Source organism: Streptococcus sp. ACS2 (assembly GCF_000525585.1).
GTDB lineage: Bacteria > Bacillota > Bacilli > Lactobacillales > Streptococcaceae > Streptococcus.
In genome coordinates this window covers 182,799-202,559 of record NZ_JALT01000009.1, presented here as the reverse complement: position 1 = coordinate 202,559, position 19,761 = coordinate 182,799, and the positions used below count along the sequence as shown (strand labels likewise).

Annotated in this window: 19 protein-coding genes; 3 read left to right on the top strand and 16 right to left on the bottom strand. The window is 38.8% G+C overall.

Going from position 1 to position 19,761, the window contains the following annotated elements:
• Positions 1-321: 321 nt before the first annotated feature.
• The 3 genes from hpf to HMPREF1517_RS01220 form a co-directional block, all read right to left on the bottom strand.
• Positions 322-870, bottom strand: a complete 549-nt coding sequence (gene hpf, locus HMPREF1517_RS01230; RefSeq protein WP_037599051.1) for a ribosome hibernation-promoting factor, HPF/YfiA family — start codon at positions 868-870, stop codon at positions 322-324.
• A 78-nt stretch (positions 871-948) separates the two neighbouring features.
• The gene (locus HMPREF1517_RS01225) at positions 949-1,611 is read right to left on the bottom strand and encodes a ComF family protein (RefSeq protein ID WP_037599050.1); all 663 of its coding nucleotides are present in this window, start codon (positions 1,609-1,611) and stop codon (positions 949-951) included.
• Entirely contained in the window at positions 1,592-2,911 is a 1,320-nt protein-coding gene (locus HMPREF1517_RS01220; RefSeq protein ID WP_037599049.1) for a DEAD/DEAH box helicase, read from the bottom strand. Before HMPREF1517_RS01220 ends, HMPREF1517_RS01225 begins: the two co-directional genes overlap by 20 nt.
• Before the next feature lie 54 nt (positions 2,912-2,965).
• Between HMPREF1517_RS01220 and HMPREF1517_RS01215 the strand changes: the two genes are divergently transcribed.
• Together HMPREF1517_RS01215 and cysK are read left to right on the top strand one after the other, a co-directional pair.
• Complete coding sequence (locus HMPREF1517_RS01215; protein WP_037599048.1) at positions 2,966-3,592, top strand: YigZ family protein; 627 nt, start codon at positions 2,966-2,968, stop codon at positions 3,590-3,592.
• A 101-nt stretch (positions 3,593-3,693) separates the two neighbouring features.
• Entirely contained in the window at positions 3,694-4,620 is a 927-nt protein-coding gene (gene cysK / locus HMPREF1517_RS01210; RefSeq protein ID WP_037599047.1) for a cysteine synthase A, read from the top strand.
• A 179-nt stretch (positions 4,621-4,799) separates the two neighbouring features.
• On the opposite strand, the gene HMPREF1517_RS01205 is transcribed toward cysK, so the two are convergent.
• From HMPREF1517_RS01205 to HMPREF1517_RS01155, 11 genes are all read right to left on the bottom strand, one after another.
• Complete coding sequence (locus tag HMPREF1517_RS01205; protein ID WP_002883751.1) at positions 4,800-5,459, bottom strand: CBS and ACT domain-containing protein; 660 nt, start codon at positions 5,457-5,459, stop codon at positions 4,800-4,802.
• A gap of 134 nt (positions 5,460-5,593) precedes the next feature.
• Positions 5,594-6,304 carry an ABC transporter ATP-binding protein gene (locus HMPREF1517_RS01200; RefSeq protein WP_014633927.1) on the bottom strand — a complete coding sequence of 237 codons (711 nt, stop codon included), beginning with the start codon at positions 6,302-6,304 and terminating at the stop codon, positions 5,594-5,596.
• Positions 6,304-7,068, bottom strand: coding sequence for an ABC transporter ATP-binding protein (locus HMPREF1517_RS01195; protein ID WP_014633926.1), 765 nt, complete (start codon positions 7,066-7,068; stop codon positions 6,304-6,306). The genes HMPREF1517_RS01200 and HMPREF1517_RS01195 overlap by 1 nt, the downstream gene beginning before the upstream one ends.
• A 2-nt stretch (positions 7,069-7,070) precedes the next feature.
• Entirely contained in the window at positions 7,071-8,021 is a 951-nt protein-coding gene (locus HMPREF1517_RS01190; protein WP_002883720.1) for a branched-chain amino acid ABC transporter permease, read from the bottom strand.
• Between the two features lie 3 nt (positions 8,022-8,024).
• Complete coding sequence (locus HMPREF1517_RS01185; protein WP_002883743.1) at positions 8,025-8,909, bottom strand: branched-chain amino acid ABC transporter permease; 885 nt, start codon at positions 8,907-8,909, stop codon at positions 8,025-8,027.
• A gap of 43 nt (positions 8,910-8,952) precedes the next feature.
• The gene (locus HMPREF1517_RS01180; RefSeq protein WP_037599046.1) at positions 8,953-10,128 is read right to left on the bottom strand and encodes an ABC transporter substrate-binding protein; all 1,176 of its coding nucleotides are present in this window, start codon (positions 10,126-10,128) and stop codon (positions 8,953-8,955) included.
• Positions 10,129-10,282: 154 nt separating this feature from the next.
• The gene (locus HMPREF1517_RS01175) at positions 10,283-10,564 is read right to left on the bottom strand and encodes a DUF2129 domain-containing protein (protein ID WP_037599045.1); all 282 of its coding nucleotides are present in this window, start codon (positions 10,562-10,564) and stop codon (positions 10,283-10,285) included.
• Positions 10,557-11,006 (bottom strand): YlbF family regulator, encoded by a 450-nt coding sequence (locus HMPREF1517_RS01170; protein WP_037599044.1) that lies wholly within the window; start codon positions 11,004-11,006, stop codon positions 10,557-10,559. The genes HMPREF1517_RS01175 and HMPREF1517_RS01170 overlap by 8 nt, the downstream gene beginning before the upstream one ends.
• A gap of 85 nt (positions 11,007-11,091) precedes the next feature.
• Positions 11,092-11,682, bottom strand: coding sequence for an ATP-dependent Clp protease proteolytic subunit (locus tag HMPREF1517_RS01165; RefSeq protein ID WP_002883818.1), 591 nt, complete (start codon positions 11,680-11,682; stop codon positions 11,092-11,094).
• 173 nt (positions 11,683-11,855) lie between these two features.
• Positions 11,856-12,485 carry a uracil phosphoribosyltransferase gene (upp, locus tag HMPREF1517_RS01160; RefSeq protein ID WP_002883819.1) on the bottom strand — a complete coding sequence of 210 codons (630 nt, stop codon included), beginning with the start codon at positions 12,483-12,485 and terminating at the stop codon, positions 11,856-11,858.
• Between the two features lie 89 nt (positions 12,486-12,574).
• Positions 12,575-15,490 (bottom strand): glycoside hydrolase family 68 protein, encoded by a 2,916-nt coding sequence (locus HMPREF1517_RS01155; protein WP_037599043.1) that lies wholly within the window; start codon positions 15,488-15,490, stop codon positions 12,575-12,577.
• A gap of 160 nt (positions 15,491-15,650) precedes the next feature.
• Here HMPREF1517_RS01155 and HMPREF1517_RS01150 point away from each other — a divergent pair, with 160 nt between their 5' ends.
• The gene (locus HMPREF1517_RS01150; RefSeq protein WP_037599042.1) at positions 15,651-17,372 is read left to right on the top strand and encodes a glycoside hydrolase family 32 protein; all 1,722 of its coding nucleotides are present in this window, start codon (positions 15,651-15,653) and stop codon (positions 17,370-17,372) included.
• A gap of 35 nt (positions 17,373-17,407) precedes the next feature.
• On the opposite strand, the gene HMPREF1517_RS01145 is transcribed toward HMPREF1517_RS01150, so the two are convergent.
• Together HMPREF1517_RS01145 and HMPREF1517_RS01140 are read right to left on the bottom strand one after the other, a co-directional pair.
• Positions 17,408-18,571, bottom strand: coding sequence for a MalY/PatB family protein (locus HMPREF1517_RS01145; protein WP_021151464.1), 1,164 nt, complete (start codon positions 18,569-18,571; stop codon positions 17,408-17,410).
• Positions 18,572-18,581: 10 nt separating this feature from the next.
• Positions 18,582-19,676 (bottom strand): cystathionine gamma-synthase, encoded by a 1,095-nt coding sequence (locus HMPREF1517_RS01140; RefSeq protein ID WP_037599041.1) that lies wholly within the window; start codon positions 19,674-19,676, stop codon positions 18,582-18,584.
• Between the last annotated feature and the right edge of the window lie 85 nt (positions 19,677-19,761).

Sequence of the window (19,761 nt, the reverse complement as noted above, 5' to 3'; positions counted from 1 at the left end):
TTCTTATTCAGTTCTCAAAGGTCTTTGTCTCTCTTAAGACAACTTCTATATTCTAGCAAATCTAGAATACCTTGTCAACACTTTTTTGAAGTTTTTTTACTTCTCGTGTCCGCTATCTCTCGCGAAACAGCTTATTTATAATATCATCTCTAGCTTGTCTTGTCAATAACTTTTTTTAAAGTTTTGGAACCTTTTCAAGTTTGTGGCAAGTCAGTTAAGACAACTTTTATATCTTATCACCCAAATCAATACTTGTCAATAGGGTTTTTTGAAAAAAAATAAAGGAAGCATGTCTCTCAACCTACTTCCCTTCTTTTTTAATTATTTAGCTTCAATCAAACCGTAGTTTCCGTCTTCTCGTTTATAGAGAACGTTAGTTGTATGATCTTCACTATCGGTATAGATAAAGAAGTCATGACCCAACAACTCCATTTGAAGGATGGCTTCTTCAACATCCATTGGTTTCAACTCAATGTTTTTAGTTCTTACAACTTCAACAGTTGGTGCTTCTTCAACTTGTTCGTTATTAAAATCAGCTGAGAATACTTCTCCTGTTGGAACTTTTTCGCGATGCTTACGTGCAATTTTTGTTTTGTTTTTACGGATTTGTCTTTCAATCTTATCCACCACCAGGTCAATAGAACCATACATATCTTGCGAAACATCTTCTGCTCTTAGTGTTACAGAACCTGTTGGAATAGTAACCTCTACTTTAGCTGTCTTTTCGCGATAAACCTTAAGATTTACACGTGCGTTCAATTCTTGGTCTTCGTTGAAGTATTTTTCAACTTTGCTAAGTTTACTTTCAACATAGTCACGAAGTGCTTCAGTTACTTCGATGTTTTCGCCACGGATACTATATTTAATCATAAAAGACCTCTTTCTCGCTTGTTAGCGTTTTCTTTATCTATATTATATCCTTTTCATGAAAATTTGCAAGGATTTTTATTATCTAGCTAGTGAAAAGGTCAAAACTTCTTTAATACCTATAGCTTCTAATAGTTGAACCATATGATATAAAGTGGATCCTGTTGTATAGATATCATCCACTATAATAATCTTATCTGGTACATCTATACCTTTCTTGAGACAGAAGGCATTATCTTGACTTAAACGCTCCTTGCGTGTTTTTGATGATTGCTTCTCAATATCTCTTTTCTCAAAGATATCCTGATAGGGAATTCCCTCTATTAATCCCTCAACTTGGTTGAATCCTCTTTCTACCAAGCGTTCTTCCGACAATGGGACCGGCACTATGGTATAACCTTTTTTAAAAAATGGTTTTAAATTATTTTTTATATCTTTTTGAAATGTTTTTCTAAGACAATAGTCTCCCATAAATTTATAGCGGCTAAAATAATCTTTCATGTTTTCTTCATAGCGATAAATGGCAAGGTGCTTAGGAATATAGCCTTTTTTCATCCAAAGTTTACAATCAATACAGGTATCTCTATGTAACTCCTTATTACAATTTTGACATCTTTCTTTTGAAAGTTTTTTAAACTGATTTTTACAAGATACGCAGGAGTACTCTTCTCTTTGGTTAAACATAATCAGGTCTCTTAATTTTGGCACTGATTCAATCCAGTCATTACATAGTAGACACTTCATTGTTAAATCCTCCTTTTTTATTCATAACCTTTATTTCTTCTCGACAACGAAGCATTGATTTGGATAGTCCTTCATGAAAGAAATAAAGCTTTCCCGTCGGTCTATCTGGGGATCTTCCAACTCGACCTCCTATCTGAATAAGACTCGAACTAGTGTATAAGTGATGATTTGCCATACAAACAAAAACATCTACTTGTGGAAAGGTTACCCCACGTTCAAGGATAGTTGTTGTCACTAAGATGGATAACTCTTTTTCCCGGAACTGCTCTACGGTAGCTGAACGCTCCTCGCTTTTTGATGAAACAAAGGCCATTTTTTCGTCTGGAAGATATTTTTGCAGAATGCTAGTAAACTTTTCACCTATCGCTATATTTGGAAAAAAGATTAATAGAGGGAATTTGGATTTACGTTGCTTTTTAATCTGATAAACAAGAGGTCTTGGAAGCTTGCCTCTCATTAGAGATTTTTGTAGTCTTCCCTGCCAAAAGAATTTAGGAAGTACTAAAGGATTTCCATGGAAACGTCTAGCAAGGTGATGCTTTTCTAAAGATCCAAGTCGCACTTGCTCCTCTAAAGATAATGTAGAAGTCGCTGTTAAATAAATATAGCGACCGGTTTCCTTCTTTGCCTGCTCCACAGCATGATTTAACATGACATTTCCTACAAAAGGGAATGCATCAACCTCATCAACGATAACTAGGTCAAAGTTCTGGTAAAACTTTAGTAGTTGATGGGTGGTAGCTATTACAAGCGGACTACCATCATATGGTTCACTCTCAGCATGAAGCAGAGAAGTACTACAAGTAAAATCCCTCTGCATACGAAGAAATAACTCTCGACAAACATCAACCCGAGGACTTGCGATAGCTACATTACCTTTACTTTCAAGAACATAGGCAACGATTTTATAAATCATCTCGGTCTTACCAGCACCGGTCACAGCATGTACGAGGCTGTCTTTCTGTTTTTGATATGTTTCTAAAAGCTTCTCTGAGACCTCAGCTTGATAGGGAGTCAGTTCCCCCAACCACTTCAAAACAGGAAATTCAATTTCAGATGTTTTTGAAGGAAAATAATAGAGTTCATTTCCTTCTTGATTTCTACCAAAGACAATACATGCTCTGCAATAATACTGACCTTCCGGTAATTGCCAATCTTCCTCTATCTGACTGTAACATCTTTTACATCTAAGTTGTTTATCGACCTTTATCATGCTTTCTAATGTAAATGCCTCTGAGTGATAGTCCACTGGCAACTGTTCTTTCGTAAATAGCCGTCCATAATATTCTTTAGGTACCATATCTTTCTATTCGAAAATATTTTTGAATTCATCTTTTTATGATAAAATTTTTTTATGGATTACAAAACTATTGCCAACGATGGAATCGTTGAAGAAGAAATCAAAAAATCTCGTTTTATTTGTCACTTGAAACGTATTAGTAGTGAAGAAGAAGGAAGAGAGTACATCGCTCAGATTAAGAAAGAACATCACAAGGCTAATCATTCTTGCTCTGCAATGATTGTTGGAGATGATGGTCAAATTAAGCGTTCGAGTGATGATGGCGAACCTTCTGGAACAGCTGGTGTGCCTATGCTTACTGTTCTAGAAAAACAAGGACTTACTAATGTCGTAGCAGTTGTGACTCGTTATTTTGGAGGAATCAAACTTGGGGCAGGTGGTCTTATCCGCGCTTACTCTGGTAGCGTTGCCCATGCTATTGAAGAAATTGGTCGAGTCGAAGTCAAGGAATTAACAGGACTAACCGTAGAGTTAACCTACTCTCAGTACCAAGTTTTCTCCAACTTCCTTGAAAAAGAAGGACTCCAAGAATTTGATACAACTTTCTTATCAGATGTTTCTACTACTTTATTTGTCGAAGAGTCTGAGATTGAAAGACTCGGTCTGGAACTGACTGAGTTCTATCAAGGGAAAGTTAATTATGAAAAATCTGGAAAGAAAATCGTTGAAATTTCTATCTGATAGTCAAACGTTATCACAGTGATAAAGAAGATGTATTTTACAAGTTGAGCCTACCGTCGTATACTTAAAACCATCAATCAAAGATTAAGAGGATTTTAAATATGACAATTTACAACTCAATCACTGAACTTGTTGGAAAAACACCTGTTATTAAACTTAACTCTATTGTTCCAGAAGGATCAGCAGATGTTTACGTTAAACTCGAAGCCTTTAACCCTGGTTCTTCAGTAAAAGACCGTATTGCTCTTCGAATGATTGAAGATGCTGAAAAAGCTGGTACGATTAAACCTGGTGATACCATTGTTGAACCAACTTCAGGTAACACTGGTATCGGTCTCGCTTGGGTTGGTGCTGCTAAAGGCTATAAAGTTGTTATCGTAATGCCTGACACAATGAGTGTTGAACGTCGTAAAATCATCCAAGCTTATGGAGCTGAACTTGTATTGACTCCTGGTAGCGAAGGAATGAAGGGTGCGATTGCTAAGGCTAAAGAAGTTGCTGCTGAACGCAACGGTTGGGTACCACTTCAATTTGCCAACCCATCAAACCCAGCTGTCCACGCGGCTACAACTGGTCAAGAAATTCTTGAAGATTTTGGTGCAGAAGGTTTGGATGCCTTTGTTGCTGGTATCGGTACTGGTGGTACTATTTCAGGTGTTTCAAAAACCCTTAAGGCTGCCAATCCAAATATCAAGGTTTACGGTATTGAAGCTGACGAATCTGCTGTCTTGAATGGTGATAAACCAGGACCACACAAAATCCAAGGTATCTCAACTGGTTTCATTCCTGACACATTAGATACAAAATCATATGACAGTGTTGTGCGTATTCCTTCTGATGAAGCTATCGCTACATCACGTACATTGGGTAGACAAGAAGGTTTCCTAGCTGGTATCTCATCAGGTGCTGCTATTGCTGCCGCCCTTAAGGTTGCTGCTGAGCTTGGCGAAGGCAAAAAAGTCTTGACACTCTTGCCTGACAACGGTGAACGCTACCTCTCTACAACACTTTACGATTTTCAAGACTAATAAAAAAGAAGCTGGAACATAATGTTCTAGCCTCTTTTTTATTGTATAAAATTTAAGCCTGTAGTTCATTAATTACTAGAAAAAGCAAGGATTATAATCTCATTTCCACTGAACTGTTCCTACAAACTTTCTATTTTTTAGGATAACTGAAGTCTAAAGAATTTGTTTTATCTTCTTTATTAGTCTAACTCTTTTGCTTCTGTCTCTACAATTTCAGTAACTGTAAATCCTGCTTCCACAAAAACTTTCTTGAGTTGTTCAATTCCAATCTCTCCTTCAACTTGGAGTTCGACACGAAGTACGGTGTCATTTTTAGGTGCAACAATTGTACGTTCGATGTTGAGATTCTCACTAGCGATAAGATTCGCAATTTTTTCCAAAACACGTGGAGTATCTGGAACTTCCAGCCCAATACGAATTCCCGCTTGACCATAACCAGAAATTTCCAAGAAAGCACGAAAGACATCTTTATCTGTGATAATTCCTGAAATTTGGTCATTGTCCACAACCGGAAGAACTCCAACTTTATTTTGAAGCATGATATAGATTGCATCCTCAAGGCTAGCATATTTGGAAACTGTAAGGACATTCTTAATCATGATATCTCCTACCTTTGTCTTATTAAGGAGATAGTTCATTTCATAAATTGACAAGCTTGTTGCTTTTGATGGTGAAGCCTCTGCCATTGTACCTTCTGTAATAAGCCCAACAAGTTTATCGTGTTCAATTACCGGCAAACGGCGCAACCCTTTATCACGCATAATATCTGCAGCTGCTGCAACTGTTGTTTCTGGTGAGACATAAACCACACGTTTCGTCATAAAATCTTTTACTGCCATGTTTCATTTTCCTCCGAATGATTTCTTACTTGTATTATACCACACTAATTGTAACCGATTGCAATATTTTACTGAAAAATTAGTATTTTACAATCAGTATAAGACGATAGAAAAACGCCCTCGGGCGCTTTTTCTTATCCTCCAAGATAGGCTTTACGAACTTCATCTGATGCAAGAAGTTCTTCACCAGTACCTGAAAGAACCACTTTACCAGTTTCAAGAACGTAACCACGGTCTGCAATTGACAAAGCCTTATTGGCATTTTGCTCGATCAAAAGAACGGTAGTCCCTTGTGCCTTAATATCTTCGATAATATCAAAAATTTCCTGAATAAAGATTGGAGCAAGTCCCATTGAAGGCTCATCCAAAAGCAAAAGTTTTGGACGACTCATAAGGGCACGGCCCATTGCAAGCATTTGTTGCTCACCACCAGAAAGTGTCGCTGCATCTTGATTCTTACGTTCTTCTAGGCGTGGGAAACGTTGGAAGACTTTTTTCAAGAGAGCTGTGTTCTCTTCTTTATTTGTATGAAGGAAAGCTCCCATTTCAAGATTTTCCATTACGGTTAATCCTGCAAATACATGACGTCCCTCAGGTACTTGAGCTAAACCTTCAGCAACAATCTTACGTGCAGGTGTTTTATGAATATCATTTCCGAGATAAGAAATGGTTCCCTCAGTTGGACGAACAAGACCTGAGATTGTACGAAGAATTGATGTCTTACCTGCACCGTTAGCACCGATTAGAGTTACAACTTCACCTTCATTAACTTCAAAGCTGACGTTTTTAACAGCTTCAATAGATCCATATTTAATTGAGAGATTTTCAACTTTCAACATAGCCATTATGCTTCACCTCCCAAGTAAGCTTCAATAACGCGTTTGTTATTCTTAATTTCATCAGGTGTTCCTTCTGCAATCAAGCGTCCGTATTCCAAAACATAGATACGCTCAGTAACATCCATGACCAAACTCATATCATGTTCAATCAAGATGATTGTAATACCAAAGTCTTTTTGAATTTGACGAATATGAGCAGTCAATTCAGCTGTTTCTTGTGGGTTCATACCCGCAGCTGGTTCATCAAGGAAAAGAATTTTTGGTTCTGTTGCAAGTGCACGAACAATTTCCAAATGACGTTGTTGTCCGTAAGCCAAGTTTTTCGCAAGCGTATCTGCCTCTCCATCCAAGTTGAAGATAGCCAAGAGTTTCATAGCTTTTGCTTTTAACCTTTCTTCACTTGAATAGTACTTAGGCAAACGCAAAAGAGATGCAAAGAAATTTGAAGGTTGCTTATTTGACAAACCAACAAGAACATTTTCAAGCACAGTCATGTCTTTGAAAAGACGGATATTTTGGAAAGTACGTGACAAACCGAGTGAAGCGATTTTATACGGTGCCTTACCATTTAGGACTGTACCATCAAGTGTAACCGTTCCTTCACTTGGCTCATAGACACCTGTCAAAAGGTTGAACAAGGTTGTTTTACCAGCACCGTTTGGTCCGATAAGCCCAACCAACTCACCTTCATTGAGTTCCATTGAAACATCACCAACGGCAGTCAAACCACCGAAGTTTTTAGTTAGATTTTTAACTTCAAGAAGTGCCATTTTTATTTGCCCTCCTTAGATTTATTGAAGAATTTTGAGAGATAGAGTTCTTTTGTTCCAAGAAGTCCACCTGGACGGAAGAGCATTACAAGAATCAAAGCCAAGGCGTAAATAATCATACGAAGGTTTGAAACGTTTTGGAGGAACATGTTGATAATACCAAGAACAACAGCGGCAATGATAGTACCTGTGATAGATCCAAGACCACCAAGAACGGCAATGATAAGGTAATCAATTGATTTCATGATAGTGAAATCTTTTGGCACAACTGTACCGATGTAGCTGACATAAAGTGAACCAGCAATCGCTGAAATCATGGCACCAATAACAAAGATAAGAACCTTCATTTTTGTGACATTAACACCCATTGACTCAGCAGCAATTTCATCTTCACGAAGAGTGATTGCTTGACGTCCAGTTGCTGAACGCAAGAAGTTAAGTACCAAAATTGTAATGATAACGACAAAGAAATAAATTACAGGCCAACTTGTATAAGGAAGGATACCTGTCAAACCAGCGGCACCATTAGTCAATTCTCCACCATTAACGATAATGATACGGATGATTTCAGCCATACCAAGAGTTGCAATGGCAAGGTAGTCCCCTTTCAAACGAAGGGTAGGTAGACCAAAGATAAGGGCAACAATAGCTGCGATGATGACACCGACAACCATTGAGAGGTAGAAACCGTCATATGTTGGCATCATACCAGTGATGATAGCTGATGAATAGGCACCAATTGCCATGAAACCAGCTTGTCCAAGTGTAAATTGCCCTGAGAAACCAAGAACCAGGTTAGTACCAAGCCCCATAAGAATTGAGATTCCAATCCCCATTAAGATTTGGATGTAGTAAAGGTTCATGATACCTGAAAGTTCAAGACCTTTCAAGATAAGGAAGAGCCCAATGATAAGACCAAACCAAATAAGGTTTACTTTTAGATTTTTCTTCATGTCTTACACCTTCTCTTTCACATTTTTACCGAGGATACCCGCTGGGCGAACCAAAAGGATAACGATCAAGACACCATAAACGATGGCATCACGGTAACTTGACAAACCAATTGCAGTTGATAATGTCTCCAAAATACCGATAACAAATCCACCAAGTGCTGCACCAGGGATAATACCGATACCACCAAGAACGGCAGCAACAAAGGCTTTAATACCTGGTGTCATACCCATAAGAGGTTCGATAGAGTTATAGTAAAGACCAATAAGGACACCCGCTGCCCCTGCTAGTGATGATCCAAGAGCAAAAGTGAAGCTGATAGTGTTATTAACATTAATACCCATCAATTCTGCTGCATCACTGTCTACAGATACGGCACGCATAGCTTTACCCATCTTAGTCTTTTTAACAATCAATTGAAGAGCAACCATAAGGACAAGGGCAACTACCAAGATAAGCAATTGCACATTTGTTACAGAGATTGATCCAAGATGATAAGTCTTAATTGCAATCTTTTGAGGGAATGAACGTGTATCTGCACCTACAAAGAGAACCATGATGTACTCAAGGAAGAATGAGACACCGATAGCCGTAATCAAGGCAGAAATACGTGTCGAATTACGGAGTGGGCGATAAGCCAAGAACTCAATGACAACCCCTAAAATCGCACAGACAAGCATAGCAAAGACAAGGGCAACCCAGAAATTCATTCCGAGGCTATTAATCGCATAGTAACCAACGAAGGCACCCATCATATAGATGTCTCCATGGGCAAAGTTAATCAATTTGATAATCCCATAAACCATGGTATATCCAAGGGCAAGTAAGGCATAGATACTACCCAAGATGATACCATTGACTAGTTGTTGGGGAAGTTGTTCAAAAAACATATTTAACCAAACTTTCTAGTTCATTTTTAGTATAGATAACAGATTATTTTTCAATTTCAACGGCTTCCGCTGAAACCTCTTCACCATTATCTCTTTTAACCATAAGAGCTGCTTTAATAGGGTTATGATCCTTATCAATCGTCATTTTACCTGTAACCCCGACAAAGTTTTTCAATTGTGCTAAGTTATCAGCAATATCAACCGATGTTTTCGCATCTTTTGATGCTTCTGCAATCATATAAACAGAATCGTAAGCTAGAGCAGCAAACATATTCGGGTCAGTGTTGTAGGCTTTCTTATATGCTTCGATGAATCCTGATGCCTTGTCAGAAAGAGCAACATTTGTTGAATATCCTGATACATAGTAGACGTTTGAAGCATTCTTTTTACCTGCAAGCTCAGTAAATTTCGCATCACTGAATCCGTCAGGTCCAAGGATTGGTTTATCAATTCCAAGGTCACGTGCTTGTTTTGTAATAATACCAGTCTCAGTATAGTAACCAGGCATTACAATAGCATCATAATCAAGGTCTTTAAATTTAGTCAAGGCTGACTGATAATCCTTGTCCCCTGAAGCAAAGGTAGCTTCAGTAACGATTTGACCTTTATACTCACGCTTGAATTCATCCGCAATACCTTTGGCATAATCTGAAGCATTATCATAGTAGAGAACTACTTTCTTAGCATTCAAATTATTGTAAGAATAAGCTGCCAAAACTTTACCTTGGTAACTATCCTTGAAGGTTGTACGGAAAACGAATTTCTTCGTACCTTTAGCATCTACCGTAAGGTCGTCCTGCGTACCTGAAGGTGTCAGCAAAGGAACCCCTGTTTTTTGTGATACGAGGCTAGCCGCAGCAACAGCACCTGATGTCGCTGGACCAACGATAGCATTTACATTACTCTGAATAGCCAAGTTCGTTGAAGATGTTGAAGCTTCAGCATTTTCAGATTTATTATCTTTTGTGACAAGCTCAAGCTTTTTGCCATCGACGCCACCAGCTTTGTTAATTTCGTCAACAGCCAACTTAATACCATTCTGCTCCGCCTTACCATAGGCTGCAACGGCACCTGTCAACTCCATGTTAACACCAATTTTGATTGTATCGCCAATCTTAGTACCATTGGCATTAGCAGTCACATCTGGTGACTTGCCACAGGCAACCAAGAAAATGGAAGCAAAAAAGGCTAACACAATAAGTGTGATCTTTTTAGACATAAGATTTCTCCTTAATATTTTCTTAAAAAAGTTCATCTTATAGCTTACAGAATTATCAGACAATTGTCAACTACACATAACTAAGCTTTAGCGACAGTAATCGTTTCCATTACTTTAAGAATAACTCTTTAAAAAGAAAAAAACTTTTCTCTTATTAAAGAGAAAAGTTCTTAAACGGTTCAGGGACTGAGGTGTCGTAACGTTCCAGACTACCTACAAAGTCCATATCAATATCAGAATAGTAAGAAGGCAGAACTTTTTTCACTGCTTTCATTCCATCGAGCTCTTTCAAAATATCCTCGACCTTGTCCTCATCTACATAAAGGTGCACATAGCGCATCTTAAAAGAATGGTAGACAACATCCCCAAACTTGGCAATTTTACGTAAGTCTCTATTGTAGTATAAATAAACAATAATGCCTTGACGCTTAATCATGACTCATCTTCTCCTTTATGTTAGTGTCTCCCTTTTTATGATGTGGTTTATGAGGGGCAAGAGGTAGCCCAGTATCAATAAAAATCTGATTTGAAACAGCTTGGGCAATCTCCTCACCAAGATTGGCTAAAATAGTCTGTAAATCGAACTCTGCCTGACGATAGCCAATAACCACCTCGTTTAAATCAATTTGACGCTTCATTCGCAAAACCTGACGTTTCAACTCTCTCACATCTGGTCTAAAAGCCTCATACGCCTTAGCAGTATCATAGCTATCCTTTAATTTTTGAAATGCAAAGAGTTGCTCTTGAAGTTCTCTATCATTTTCGAATTTCTGGCGTTTTAAACGGTAATTTTCTACCTCAGGTAGCTTTAGAAAATACGAAACAAGATACTCTATAGCTTGATCAATCGCAAGCAACTCCTCATTGATTATTAACATGTTTTCTATTATAACACAAAAAGCCAGATGAAACGGTCCTTATACAACCGATTTGCATCTGACTTTTATTTAAGACAAGCTCAGTTTATTTTAATTGGTTATTAGCCATGATTTCATCGATGAAACCATATTCAAGCGTTTCTTGAGCACTCATCCAATTGTCACGTTCAGCGTCTACATGAACCTTTTCAATTGGTTGTCCAGAATTATCTGCTAAGATTTGCTCCAAGTTATTACGTGTCTTGAGCAAGTGTTCAGCTGCGATAGCCATGTCTGTTTGTTGCGTACCGCCACCAGTACCACCCATTGGTTGGTGAATCATGTACTCTGCATTCGGCAACATGAAACGTTTACCTTTTGTACCGCTTGAAGCGATAATTGTTCCCATAGATGCTGCCATCCCCATAACGATAGTCTGAACATCAGACTTGATGAAGTTCATTGTATCAACAATGGCAAGACCTGCCGAAACGGATCCACCTGGTGTATTAACATAAAGATAGATATCTTTTGTATTGTCTTGAGCATCCAAGAACAAGAGTTGGGCGATAATTGAGTTTGCCATATTATCTTCAACAGGACCTGTTAACATGATGATACGATCCTTGAGCAAACGTGAGTAAATATCATAAGAACGCTCACCGCGTGATGTTTGTTCAATTACTACAGGAATCATATGAATCCTCCTTTTAATATTGTCTTGATGCTATTATATGATTTTAGTCAAATTAGGTCAAATAAAAAACATCATTCTTAGCACTCTTTCTGAAAGAGTGCTAAAATTCCCTAAACCAATCTCACTTAAAACTTATTAATCTAGTAAAAAAAGGGAAATTTTCCCTTTTCAACTTATTTTGTACCAAAGAGACGGTCACCTGCATCTCCAAGACCTGGAACAATATAACCGTTTTCATTAAGTTTCTCATCCAAAGATGCTGTGTAGATATCGATATCTGGGTGAGCATCTTGCAATTTTTTGACACCTTCTGGTGCTGCAACTAAGCAAACAAACTTGATATTAGCTGCACCACGTTTTTTAAGTGAGTCTACTGCCAAGATTGCTGAACCACCAGTCGCAAGCATAGGGTCTACTACAAAAATCTGACGTTGATCAATGTCTTCTGGTAATTTAACCAAGTACTCAACCGGCTCAAGAGTTTCCTCGTCACGATACATACCAATATGACCAACTTTAGCTGCTGGTACAAGGCTAAGGAAACCATCGACCATACCAATACCCGCACGAAGAATTGGAACAATCGCCAATTTCTTACCAGAAAGTTGTTTTTGTACAGTTTTGGTAATTGGTGTTTGAATTTCAACCTCTTCGAGAGGAAGGTCACGAGACACTTCGTAACCCATGAGCATAGCAATTTCATTAACTAGCTCACGGAAGTCCTTAGTAGAAGTATCCTCACGACGGAGGATTGAAAGTTTATGTTGAATCAGTGGATGTGAAATAACTTGAAATTTACCCATAATAGTTTCTTCCTTTGCTTTATACTCACTCCATTATATCAAAAAGGCAAAAAAAACGCTTGCTTTACTGCAAACGTTTTTGAAAAGGATTATTTTTTAGGCAAATGAATCTTTCCTGTGACCAAACCATAGCCAAGAAGAGCTAGACTTGCAATTGCTGCAAAGATAGTCGCCAAGATTGAAAGAATGTTGCTCTTTGAACCTTCTGAATCACTTGGTGTCTTAGGAGTCGTAGCAAGTTTGGCAGCAACTTTAGTATTGTTGTCTTTACTTGACTCATCAGACTTAGTTACTTCATCAGCTTTAGCGACTCCGTGAGACTGAACTTCCTCTTCAGACTTCGCTGGTTTTGGAGCTTCTGTTTCAGTGACAGACTCTTCTTTAACAGGAGTCGTTGAAACAGTTGGTCCAGTTGCTACAATAGCCTCTGGTACTGGTGACGCAATCTCTGTAGCTTGAGCTACTGGACGACGGTCACCCACAGAACCCTCTGTTGAAGGTTTCGCAGGAACCTCTACATGATGATCATCTGATGAATTATTATCATTAGATGGGCGATCTGTGAAATAAGGGAACGGATTACGAACTGGAGAATCTGGATTCGTCGGCGTTGCTGGTTTATCTTCTTTATTAGTTGATGGTTGATTATTGTCTGCTGGTTTAGAAGGTGTATCTGGTTTGTTAGACTTATCATCAACAGAATGATTACCTTCTGTTGGACTTACTGGTGTTTCTGGCTTATCTGCCTTCTTGTCTTTACCATCTTTAACAGTTACAGTCAAGACACCGTGAGCTTCAGAAACGCCTGTTGAACCATCAACTGTAGGATAAGTATGTGGTTTAAGACCATAACCCGATACCGCATAATAATCTACATTAAAGTCCTCGTTTGGCAATTTAGCACTGTTTTGATCGCCTACGTGTACCAAGCTTTCACTAGATTTATCCCAAATCCAGTCCCCTTGGTTGGTCATCTTAGGAAGAACTTCTGTAGTATCATCTGCATTCATCTTGATAAGGAAGCTTGGAGCCCACGTTGATTTATTCTCAGCACCGGCAATTCCACCACGGTTAGTCATGTAAGAAGTTACCAAAAGAGTATCTGATGAGCCTTCAACAGGAACCGCATAGTAAGAATAGGTAGATGTACGCCAGTCAGCTGGTACAGAGGCTGTCAAAACCACACCTGAGCCATTAAGTGGACGATATTCTCCACGGAGGCTATCTGATACGAATCCGAGCATGACAACGTCATCACCGACAGCTTCACGCGCTGCTACAGTACCTTCAGCATCCGTAGATTTATTGATACGTGAAGCAGTGAAGAGGTAATACTTGTTACCCATCTTAACAACACTTGGACGTTCTACTTCATCAGTAACCAAGTGGCTAGTAACAAGTGGTGTGTAAAGTTCAGCTACAGATGGATTTTTCTCATTGTCGTCAAGTTTCAAGATACCAATAGAACCATTTGCCCATGAAGCAAGGTTATAAAGGTGTTTATTATTGACAATATTGAGGAATGACTTAAGGTTAAAGGCGTCATCTCCTCCATAGTTTGACCAGTTGTAGATTTGTTTTTCGCCTTGGTAGTTTTCGTCACCTGTATTTGATTCGAAAATAAGGTAGCGGCTACCGTTATCTTCAATGATGTGTGGGTCACGAAGACAGTAGTTATCTGTACGGTCTGGATTTCCATCGTGGTTGTGGTCATCGTTGAAAGTACTCATGAATTTTGGATAACTTTGATAATGATAGTTATCCCCACCAAAGAGAATGTGGTCATTTTCAACTGACTTAATAACAACTTCGTCGTTTTCAACAGCTAGGTTAAGTGTAGCACTAGCCAATTGTTGCCAGTTCAATTTACCGCCACTAGTATCATTCTTAGTGTAGTAAAGTTGGATACTACCGTCAGAGTTTACCGTCGCTGAACCTGACCATTGTTGGTCATCTTCAAGGGCATTATAACCAAAGATTGGACCCGCATTTTTCCAATGCGTAAAGTCATTATCTCCGTATTTACTATAGAGCAAGTAAATGTGGTTTGAGTTTTTATTTGGTGCACCGGCCATTGAGATAACCAACTGATAACCGTTCCAGTTGCTTACTACACCTGACTCAGCATCTTGGACTGGCCAAGAATCCCAAACGTCGATTTCTTCTTTTTTCATCGTTTGGGCATCAACAGTGTTGAAAGCAGGCATATTGATGATTGTATCTGCTTTAAAGTAAGGAACTGCCAATTTGCTGTCTTGCTTCAAGAAGCTAGCAACGATATCTTTCAAGTTACGGTAAGTCAAGCTAGTACCTGTACCCTTGATAGCATCATCGCTAAAGTCAACTTTATTAAGTGCTTTAATTTCTTCCTCAGTCAAGGCAACGATTTGATCTGAGGTCATATTATCTTCAACAATAGACTTGATACGACCGTTAAGTTTGCTAAGGTTTGCATTAGCAGCGCTGTTTTCAGTAGGTTTAAGGGCTACTTCAGTATGTGTATCAGCTGTTTCTGAGCTTGCTGTTGAAGTTGGTGCTTCTACTGCAGCCTCTGATGTATGAGCTGGAGCAGAAACCGCAGCAACTGTTGATGAAGGTGTTGTTGCATCTGATGAAGATGTCACTACTGTGCTAGACGCCTTTTCTTCGACTACTGATGGAGTTGTGTTGCTTGGTTGTGTCTCTGTAACTGGTGTAGTTGTAACCTCTGAATGTGCAACTGAAGATTCAACTGCTTCTGAAGTTGCCACACTTGTTGCTGTTTCACTGGCTACCGTTAGAGATGCTGTGCTTGTTTCTGGTGTTGCTGTCGCAGTAGCTACAGCTGGTGCTGTTTCTGTAACTTGATCAGCTTTTACCTGAGTGGCACCTAAAAATGCCAAGGTACCAACAAGTGCTGATGTTGCCCCTACTGCGGCAACCTTACGGATGCTATAACGCATCTTTTTGCACTCTGCTTGCTTTGGTGCTACTGTATTTGACTGTGAATTAACTGTACTATCCATATAAAACTCTCCTTTTAGGTTTTTACATGTTTTATTCTATCATTTTTTAATCTAAATTCCAATCTTTTTTTAATGACAAATTGATATTTTTTGTAAAAAACTATTTTTTTGTTAAAATAATAACTACAAAATAAGTAATTTTATCAGGAAATATCACTATATGGAATCAAAATATTCACCTCTAATTTTAGCTCTCGTTTTTTTAATTTTATTTTTTGTTTTTATAATAAAAAATGAGAACGCTAACAATCCTTCCCAAAAAACAAATAAGGTTTCTGTGAGTCAAACCTTTCATCTAGCATCTCATAAAGGATGGTCTAACGACCTACAGACTATCGTGTGGAATCAAGAAAAAAATTACTATGATATCTATTTTCTACACTCTGTGGATGGGGCTACTGACCCTTTTGGACCCAACGGTCAAGATTGGACACATACAACGACTAAAGATTTTATCACCTATAGTAAACAAGAGACTGCTATACCAGCAAAGGGTGGTGACCCTAAAGAGGGGTGGCATTCTGCTTGGACAGGTAGTGTAGTCACAGATAGTCAGGGGATTTCTGGTATCCAAAACGAAGAACCTGTCGCCTATTTTACTGGACTCATGGATGATGGAAGCCAGGCAATCTATGCTAGTGCATCAAATGACAAGGGAGCTAGCTTTACTAATTCCCTAAAAGATGGTAAACCTTTATTGACAAAGGAACAATCCTATAACGGTAAAGATTTCCGCGATCCTTATGTCTTCCACTTCAAAGACAAATTACTCATGTATGTCGCTGAAGGTAACGCCTTAGGTGTTTATCAATCTCAAGATGGTATCAACTGGACCAAAGCAGATAGCAAGGGAGACTCCAAAATCCTACCTGAAACATTTTTTAAGGGGCGTAACTGGCAGGACAATGCTCCTATCGAGTGTCCCGTTCTCAAAACAATGACAACAACTGACGGTCAGGACAAGCAAGTTCTCTTTTTTGGAGCTAAGGATACAGCTTCAGGCGAAACAACTGGAACCTACTATACTGTAGGGCATTTAGATGGTAACGGCTTATTTATTGCAGATACAGGAACAAAACGCTTAGATCAAGGCTCAGACTATTATGGCGCTAACTTCACTGGAAGCAATCGAATCGAAGAAAGCAATCATAACCTTATCAGTCTTGGCTGGGTTGGTAATTGGAACTACTTCACGTCAGGCATTCACAGTGACCAAGAGGCCAAGAGTGATTTTCTAAAAACTATCGGTTTTTACGCTACACCCAGACAGCTACAACTGGATAAGGACGGTATTATTCAGTCCGCTCCCCTCTATAAAAATGAACAATTAACCCTCAAAAATCAAAACGGCAACATTTCGAGTCAAAGGCCACTCACCAGTGACAATAGAAAACCTTGGATTGATAAAAGTCACAATCAGAATGCTAATGGCCTTCTTGACCTTGCTGAAAAAAATAGTGCGGGGTATTACCAACTGCATTTTTCAAATATTAAGAAAGAAGGAGGCTATATCTACATTGATATCTGGCAAGGCTCTGATTACGTTAAAATCGCCTACCAAATAACAAGTGGTACCTATCAGGTCTCTGCCTATGCTGCTGAACTGAATAACAGCATGGATGGTAGTCAAACTGCCTCTTCTTACTATTACGATGGTCTCTTGGGTAACGGTCAAGGTTATAAAGCTGACAGTCACTATAAGGAAACTGATAATATCACTATAACGCTTATTACAGATAATCGTAGCTTGGAAATTTTCTTCCCCAATGGTCAAACCTACACTCTAGCCAGATTTAATACCTCTGGCAGGCAGGATGTCAAGGTCTTCTCCACTCAGAAAGATCTTCTATTAAACTTGAAAATCTACGATGTACACTCATAACAATAATAAAAGTGATGCTGTTCGCATCACTTTTATTATTTTCCAAAGACAGAAACGAGACGTTTAACTCCTTCTGCAACAACTGTAGTTGGCGTAGCTACGTTAAAGCGGAAATGTTTTTCTCCTTCAGAACCAAAAGTAATACCGTCATTTAGCACTACCTTGGCTTCTTCTTTAAGCAAACGTCCAAGCTCATTATGGTCTTGATCATAGGCTGAAAAATCAAGCCATACCAAGTAAGTTCCCTCAGGTTTCATGACCTTGATATTAGTCTTTTCACTAAGTTCCTTGGTTAAAAGGTCAATATTAGTTTCAAAGACAGTTTTCAATTCCTCTAACCAAGGTTGCCCATAGGTCAGAGCTGCTTGGGTTGTAATCAAACCAATGGTTGGAATTTCATGTTGATTATTTGCCAATTGCTTTTGTTTAAAGGCTTTACGTAAGTCTTCATTTTCAATGATAGTAAAACTGTTTTTGGTACCAGCAATATTAAAGGTTTTAGTAGCCGAACTAAGCACCAAGGTAAAGTCCTTGTAAGCATCTGAAATGGTATTCATAGAGATGTGCTTATTTCCATATAGAGCTAAGTCTTGGTGGATTTCATCAGATACCAAGAGGACACCATGTTTCTGGCACAAATCTGCCACCTTAGTCAATTCTTCTTTAGTCCAGACACGCCCACCCGGGTTATGTGGGCTACAGAAAACATAAAGTTTAACATCATTCTCGACGATATCACGTTCCAATTGTTCAAAATCAATTTCGAAATGGCCATTAACCTTAACAAGACTATTTTCAATCAACCGACGATTATTCAAGCGGACAGAACGAGCAAAAGGTGGATAAACTGGTGTGTTGATGAGAACAGCATCACCTTCTTTGGTAAAGGCTTGAATAGCCGTTGAAATAGCTGGAACAACACCTTCAATGAGAACAATACTCTCTTTATCAACGACGTAACCGTGTTGATTTTTTTCCCAATTAATGATGGACTGATAAAGCTCTTCACTTGGATAAGGATAACCAAAAATATGTGTCTCAGCATAGTTGATAACTGCATCCCTAATCTCAGGAACAGGTAGGAAGTCCATATCAGCAACCCAAAGCTCAAGTAGTTCTGGATTACTTTCGGCTTCGTGCCATTTCATGGTATTTTGATCCAAGCGATTTGGTTGTGTTGTAAAATCATAACGTGTCATAGATAACTCCTTAAAGACTAAGGGCATTTTCCAAGTCAGCAATCAAATCTTGTGCTGCTTCAATACCAATTGAAAGACGAAGCAAGTCGTCTGTCAAACCATAGGAAGCACGCACATCACCTGGAATATCTGCGTGGGTTTGTGTCGTTGGGTAGGTAATCAAGCTTTCGACACCACCTAGACTCTCCGCAAAGGTAAAGACCTTTAGAGAATTGATAATGGTAGGAATCTTGTCTTGATTAGCCACTTTGAAGGAAATCATACCACCCTTGCCTGGATAGAGGACTTCCTTAACAGCTGGTGACTTTTCTAAGAAAGCTACAACTTCTTGAGCATTGGCTGTCGATGCCTCCATTCGAAGTTTTAAGGTTTTAAGACCACGCATGAGCATATAGCTATCAAATGGTGACAAGGTAGGACCAGTAGTATTGAGGTTATAATAAAGTTTATCGTAGAATTCTTGGTTGCTGGTCACAACAACACCAGCCAAAACATCATTATGCCCTGATAGATATTTAGTAGCTGAATGTACAACGATGTCAGCACCTTGAGTAATCGGGGTTTGATAGATTGGGCTATAGAAAGTATTATCAACAATCACCACCGCACCCTTGTCATGAGCAATTTTGGCCACTTTTTCAATATCAAACTCAATCATAAGTGGGTTTGTCGGTGTTTCGATGTAGACAATATCGGTATCTTCTGTAATAGCCGCAATCATCTCGTCTTCTGTATTAGTGTATTCAAAAAAGAAACGCCCTTCTTTTTCCTTGTCATTAAACCAACGGAAAGAACCTCCGTAAAGGTCACGTGCAGCTACAACCTTACTGCCTACTGGGAAAATTTCAAAGGCCAAAACAATGGCGCTCATCCCTGAACTTGTCGCAATAGCATAATCTGCTTTTTCAATAGCTGCAAGTGTTTTTTCCACTGTTGCGCGTGTTGGATTTTTAGTTCGTGTATAGTCAAAACCAGTAGAATGGCCAAATTCTGGATGTTGGTAAGTTGTTGAAAAATGAATTGGTGAAGCCAAGGCTCCTGTTGCTTCATCCGAATTGATTCCTGCGTGTGCCAAAACGGTTTCTAATTGATATTCTTGTGTCATAATGTGCCCTTTCTACATGGTAAAGTGGATATGCTCCATATCTATGACCTCTATTTTATCACTATTTTCTGAAAATAATGGTAAG

What these genes read in the sequence shown, in the direction of transcription:
- hpf (WP_037599051.1), bottom strand. Translation starts at nt 870, where the DNA reads ATGATTAAATATAGTATCCGTGGCGAAAACATCGAAGTAACTGAAGCA.
- HMPREF1517_RS01225 (WP_037599050.1), bottom strand. Translation starts at nt 1,611, where the DNA reads ATGAAGTGTCTACTATGTAATGACTGGATTGAATCAGTGCCAAAATTA.
- HMPREF1517_RS01220 (WP_037599049.1), bottom strand. Translation starts at nt 2,911, where the DNA reads ATGGTACCTAAAGAATATTATGGACGGCTATTTACGAAAGAACAGTTG.
- HMPREF1517_RS01215 (WP_037599048.1), top strand. Translation starts at nt 2,966, where the DNA reads ATGGATTACAAAACTATTGCCAACGATGGAATCGTTGAAGAAGAAATC.
- cysK (WP_037599047.1), top strand. Translation starts at nt 3,694, where the DNA reads ATGACAATTTACAACTCAATCACTGAACTTGTTGGAAAAACACCTGTT.
- HMPREF1517_RS01205 (WP_002883751.1), bottom strand. Translation starts at nt 5,459, where the DNA reads ATGGCAGTAAAAGATTTTATGACGAAACGTGTGGTTTATGTCTCACCA.
- HMPREF1517_RS01200 (WP_014633927.1), bottom strand. Translation starts at nt 6,304, where the DNA reads ATGGCTATGTTGAAAGTTGAAAATCTCTCAATTAAATATGGATCTATT.
- HMPREF1517_RS01195 (WP_014633926.1), bottom strand. Translation starts at nt 7,068, where the DNA reads ATGGCACTTCTTGAAGTTAAAAATCTAACTAAAAACTTCGGTGGTTTG.
- HMPREF1517_RS01190 (WP_002883720.1), bottom strand. Translation starts at nt 8,021, where the DNA reads ATGAAGAAAAATCTAAAAGTAAACCTTATTTGGTTTGGTCTTATCATT.
- HMPREF1517_RS01185 (WP_002883743.1), bottom strand. Translation starts at nt 8,909, where the DNA reads ATGTTTTTTGAACAACTTCCCCAACAACTAGTCAATGGTATCATCTTG.
- HMPREF1517_RS01180 (WP_037599046.1), bottom strand. Translation starts at nt 10,128, where the DNA reads ATGTCTAAAAAGATCACACTTATTGTGTTAGCCTTTTTTGCTTCCATT.
- HMPREF1517_RS01175 (WP_037599045.1), bottom strand. Translation starts at nt 10,564, where the DNA reads ATGATTAAGCGTCAAGGCATTATTGTTTATTTATACTACAATAGAGAC.
- HMPREF1517_RS01170 (WP_037599044.1), bottom strand. Translation starts at nt 11,006, where the DNA reads ATGTTAATAATCAATGAGGAGTTGCTTGCGATTGATCAAGCTATAGAG.
- HMPREF1517_RS01165 (WP_002883818.1), bottom strand. Translation starts at nt 11,682, where the DNA reads ATGATTCCTGTAGTAATTGAACAAACATCACGCGGTGAGCGTTCTTAT.
- upp (WP_002883819.1), bottom strand. Translation starts at nt 12,485, where the DNA reads ATGGGTAAATTTCAAGTTATTTCACATCCACTGATTCAACATAAACTT.
- HMPREF1517_RS01155 (WP_037599043.1), bottom strand. Translation starts at nt 15,490, where the DNA reads ATGGATAGTACAGTTAATTCACAGTCAAATACAGTAGCACCAAAGCAA.
- HMPREF1517_RS01150 (WP_037599042.1), top strand. Translation starts at nt 15,651, where the DNA reads ATGGAATCAAAATATTCACCTCTAATTTTAGCTCTCGTTTTTTTAATT.
- HMPREF1517_RS01145 (WP_021151464.1), bottom strand. Translation starts at nt 18,571, where the DNA reads ATGACACGTTATGATTTTACAACACAACCAAATCGCTTGGATCAAAAT.
- HMPREF1517_RS01140 (WP_037599041.1), bottom strand. Translation starts at nt 19,676, where the DNA reads ATGACACAAGAATATCAATTAGAAACCGTTTTGGCACACGCAGGAATC.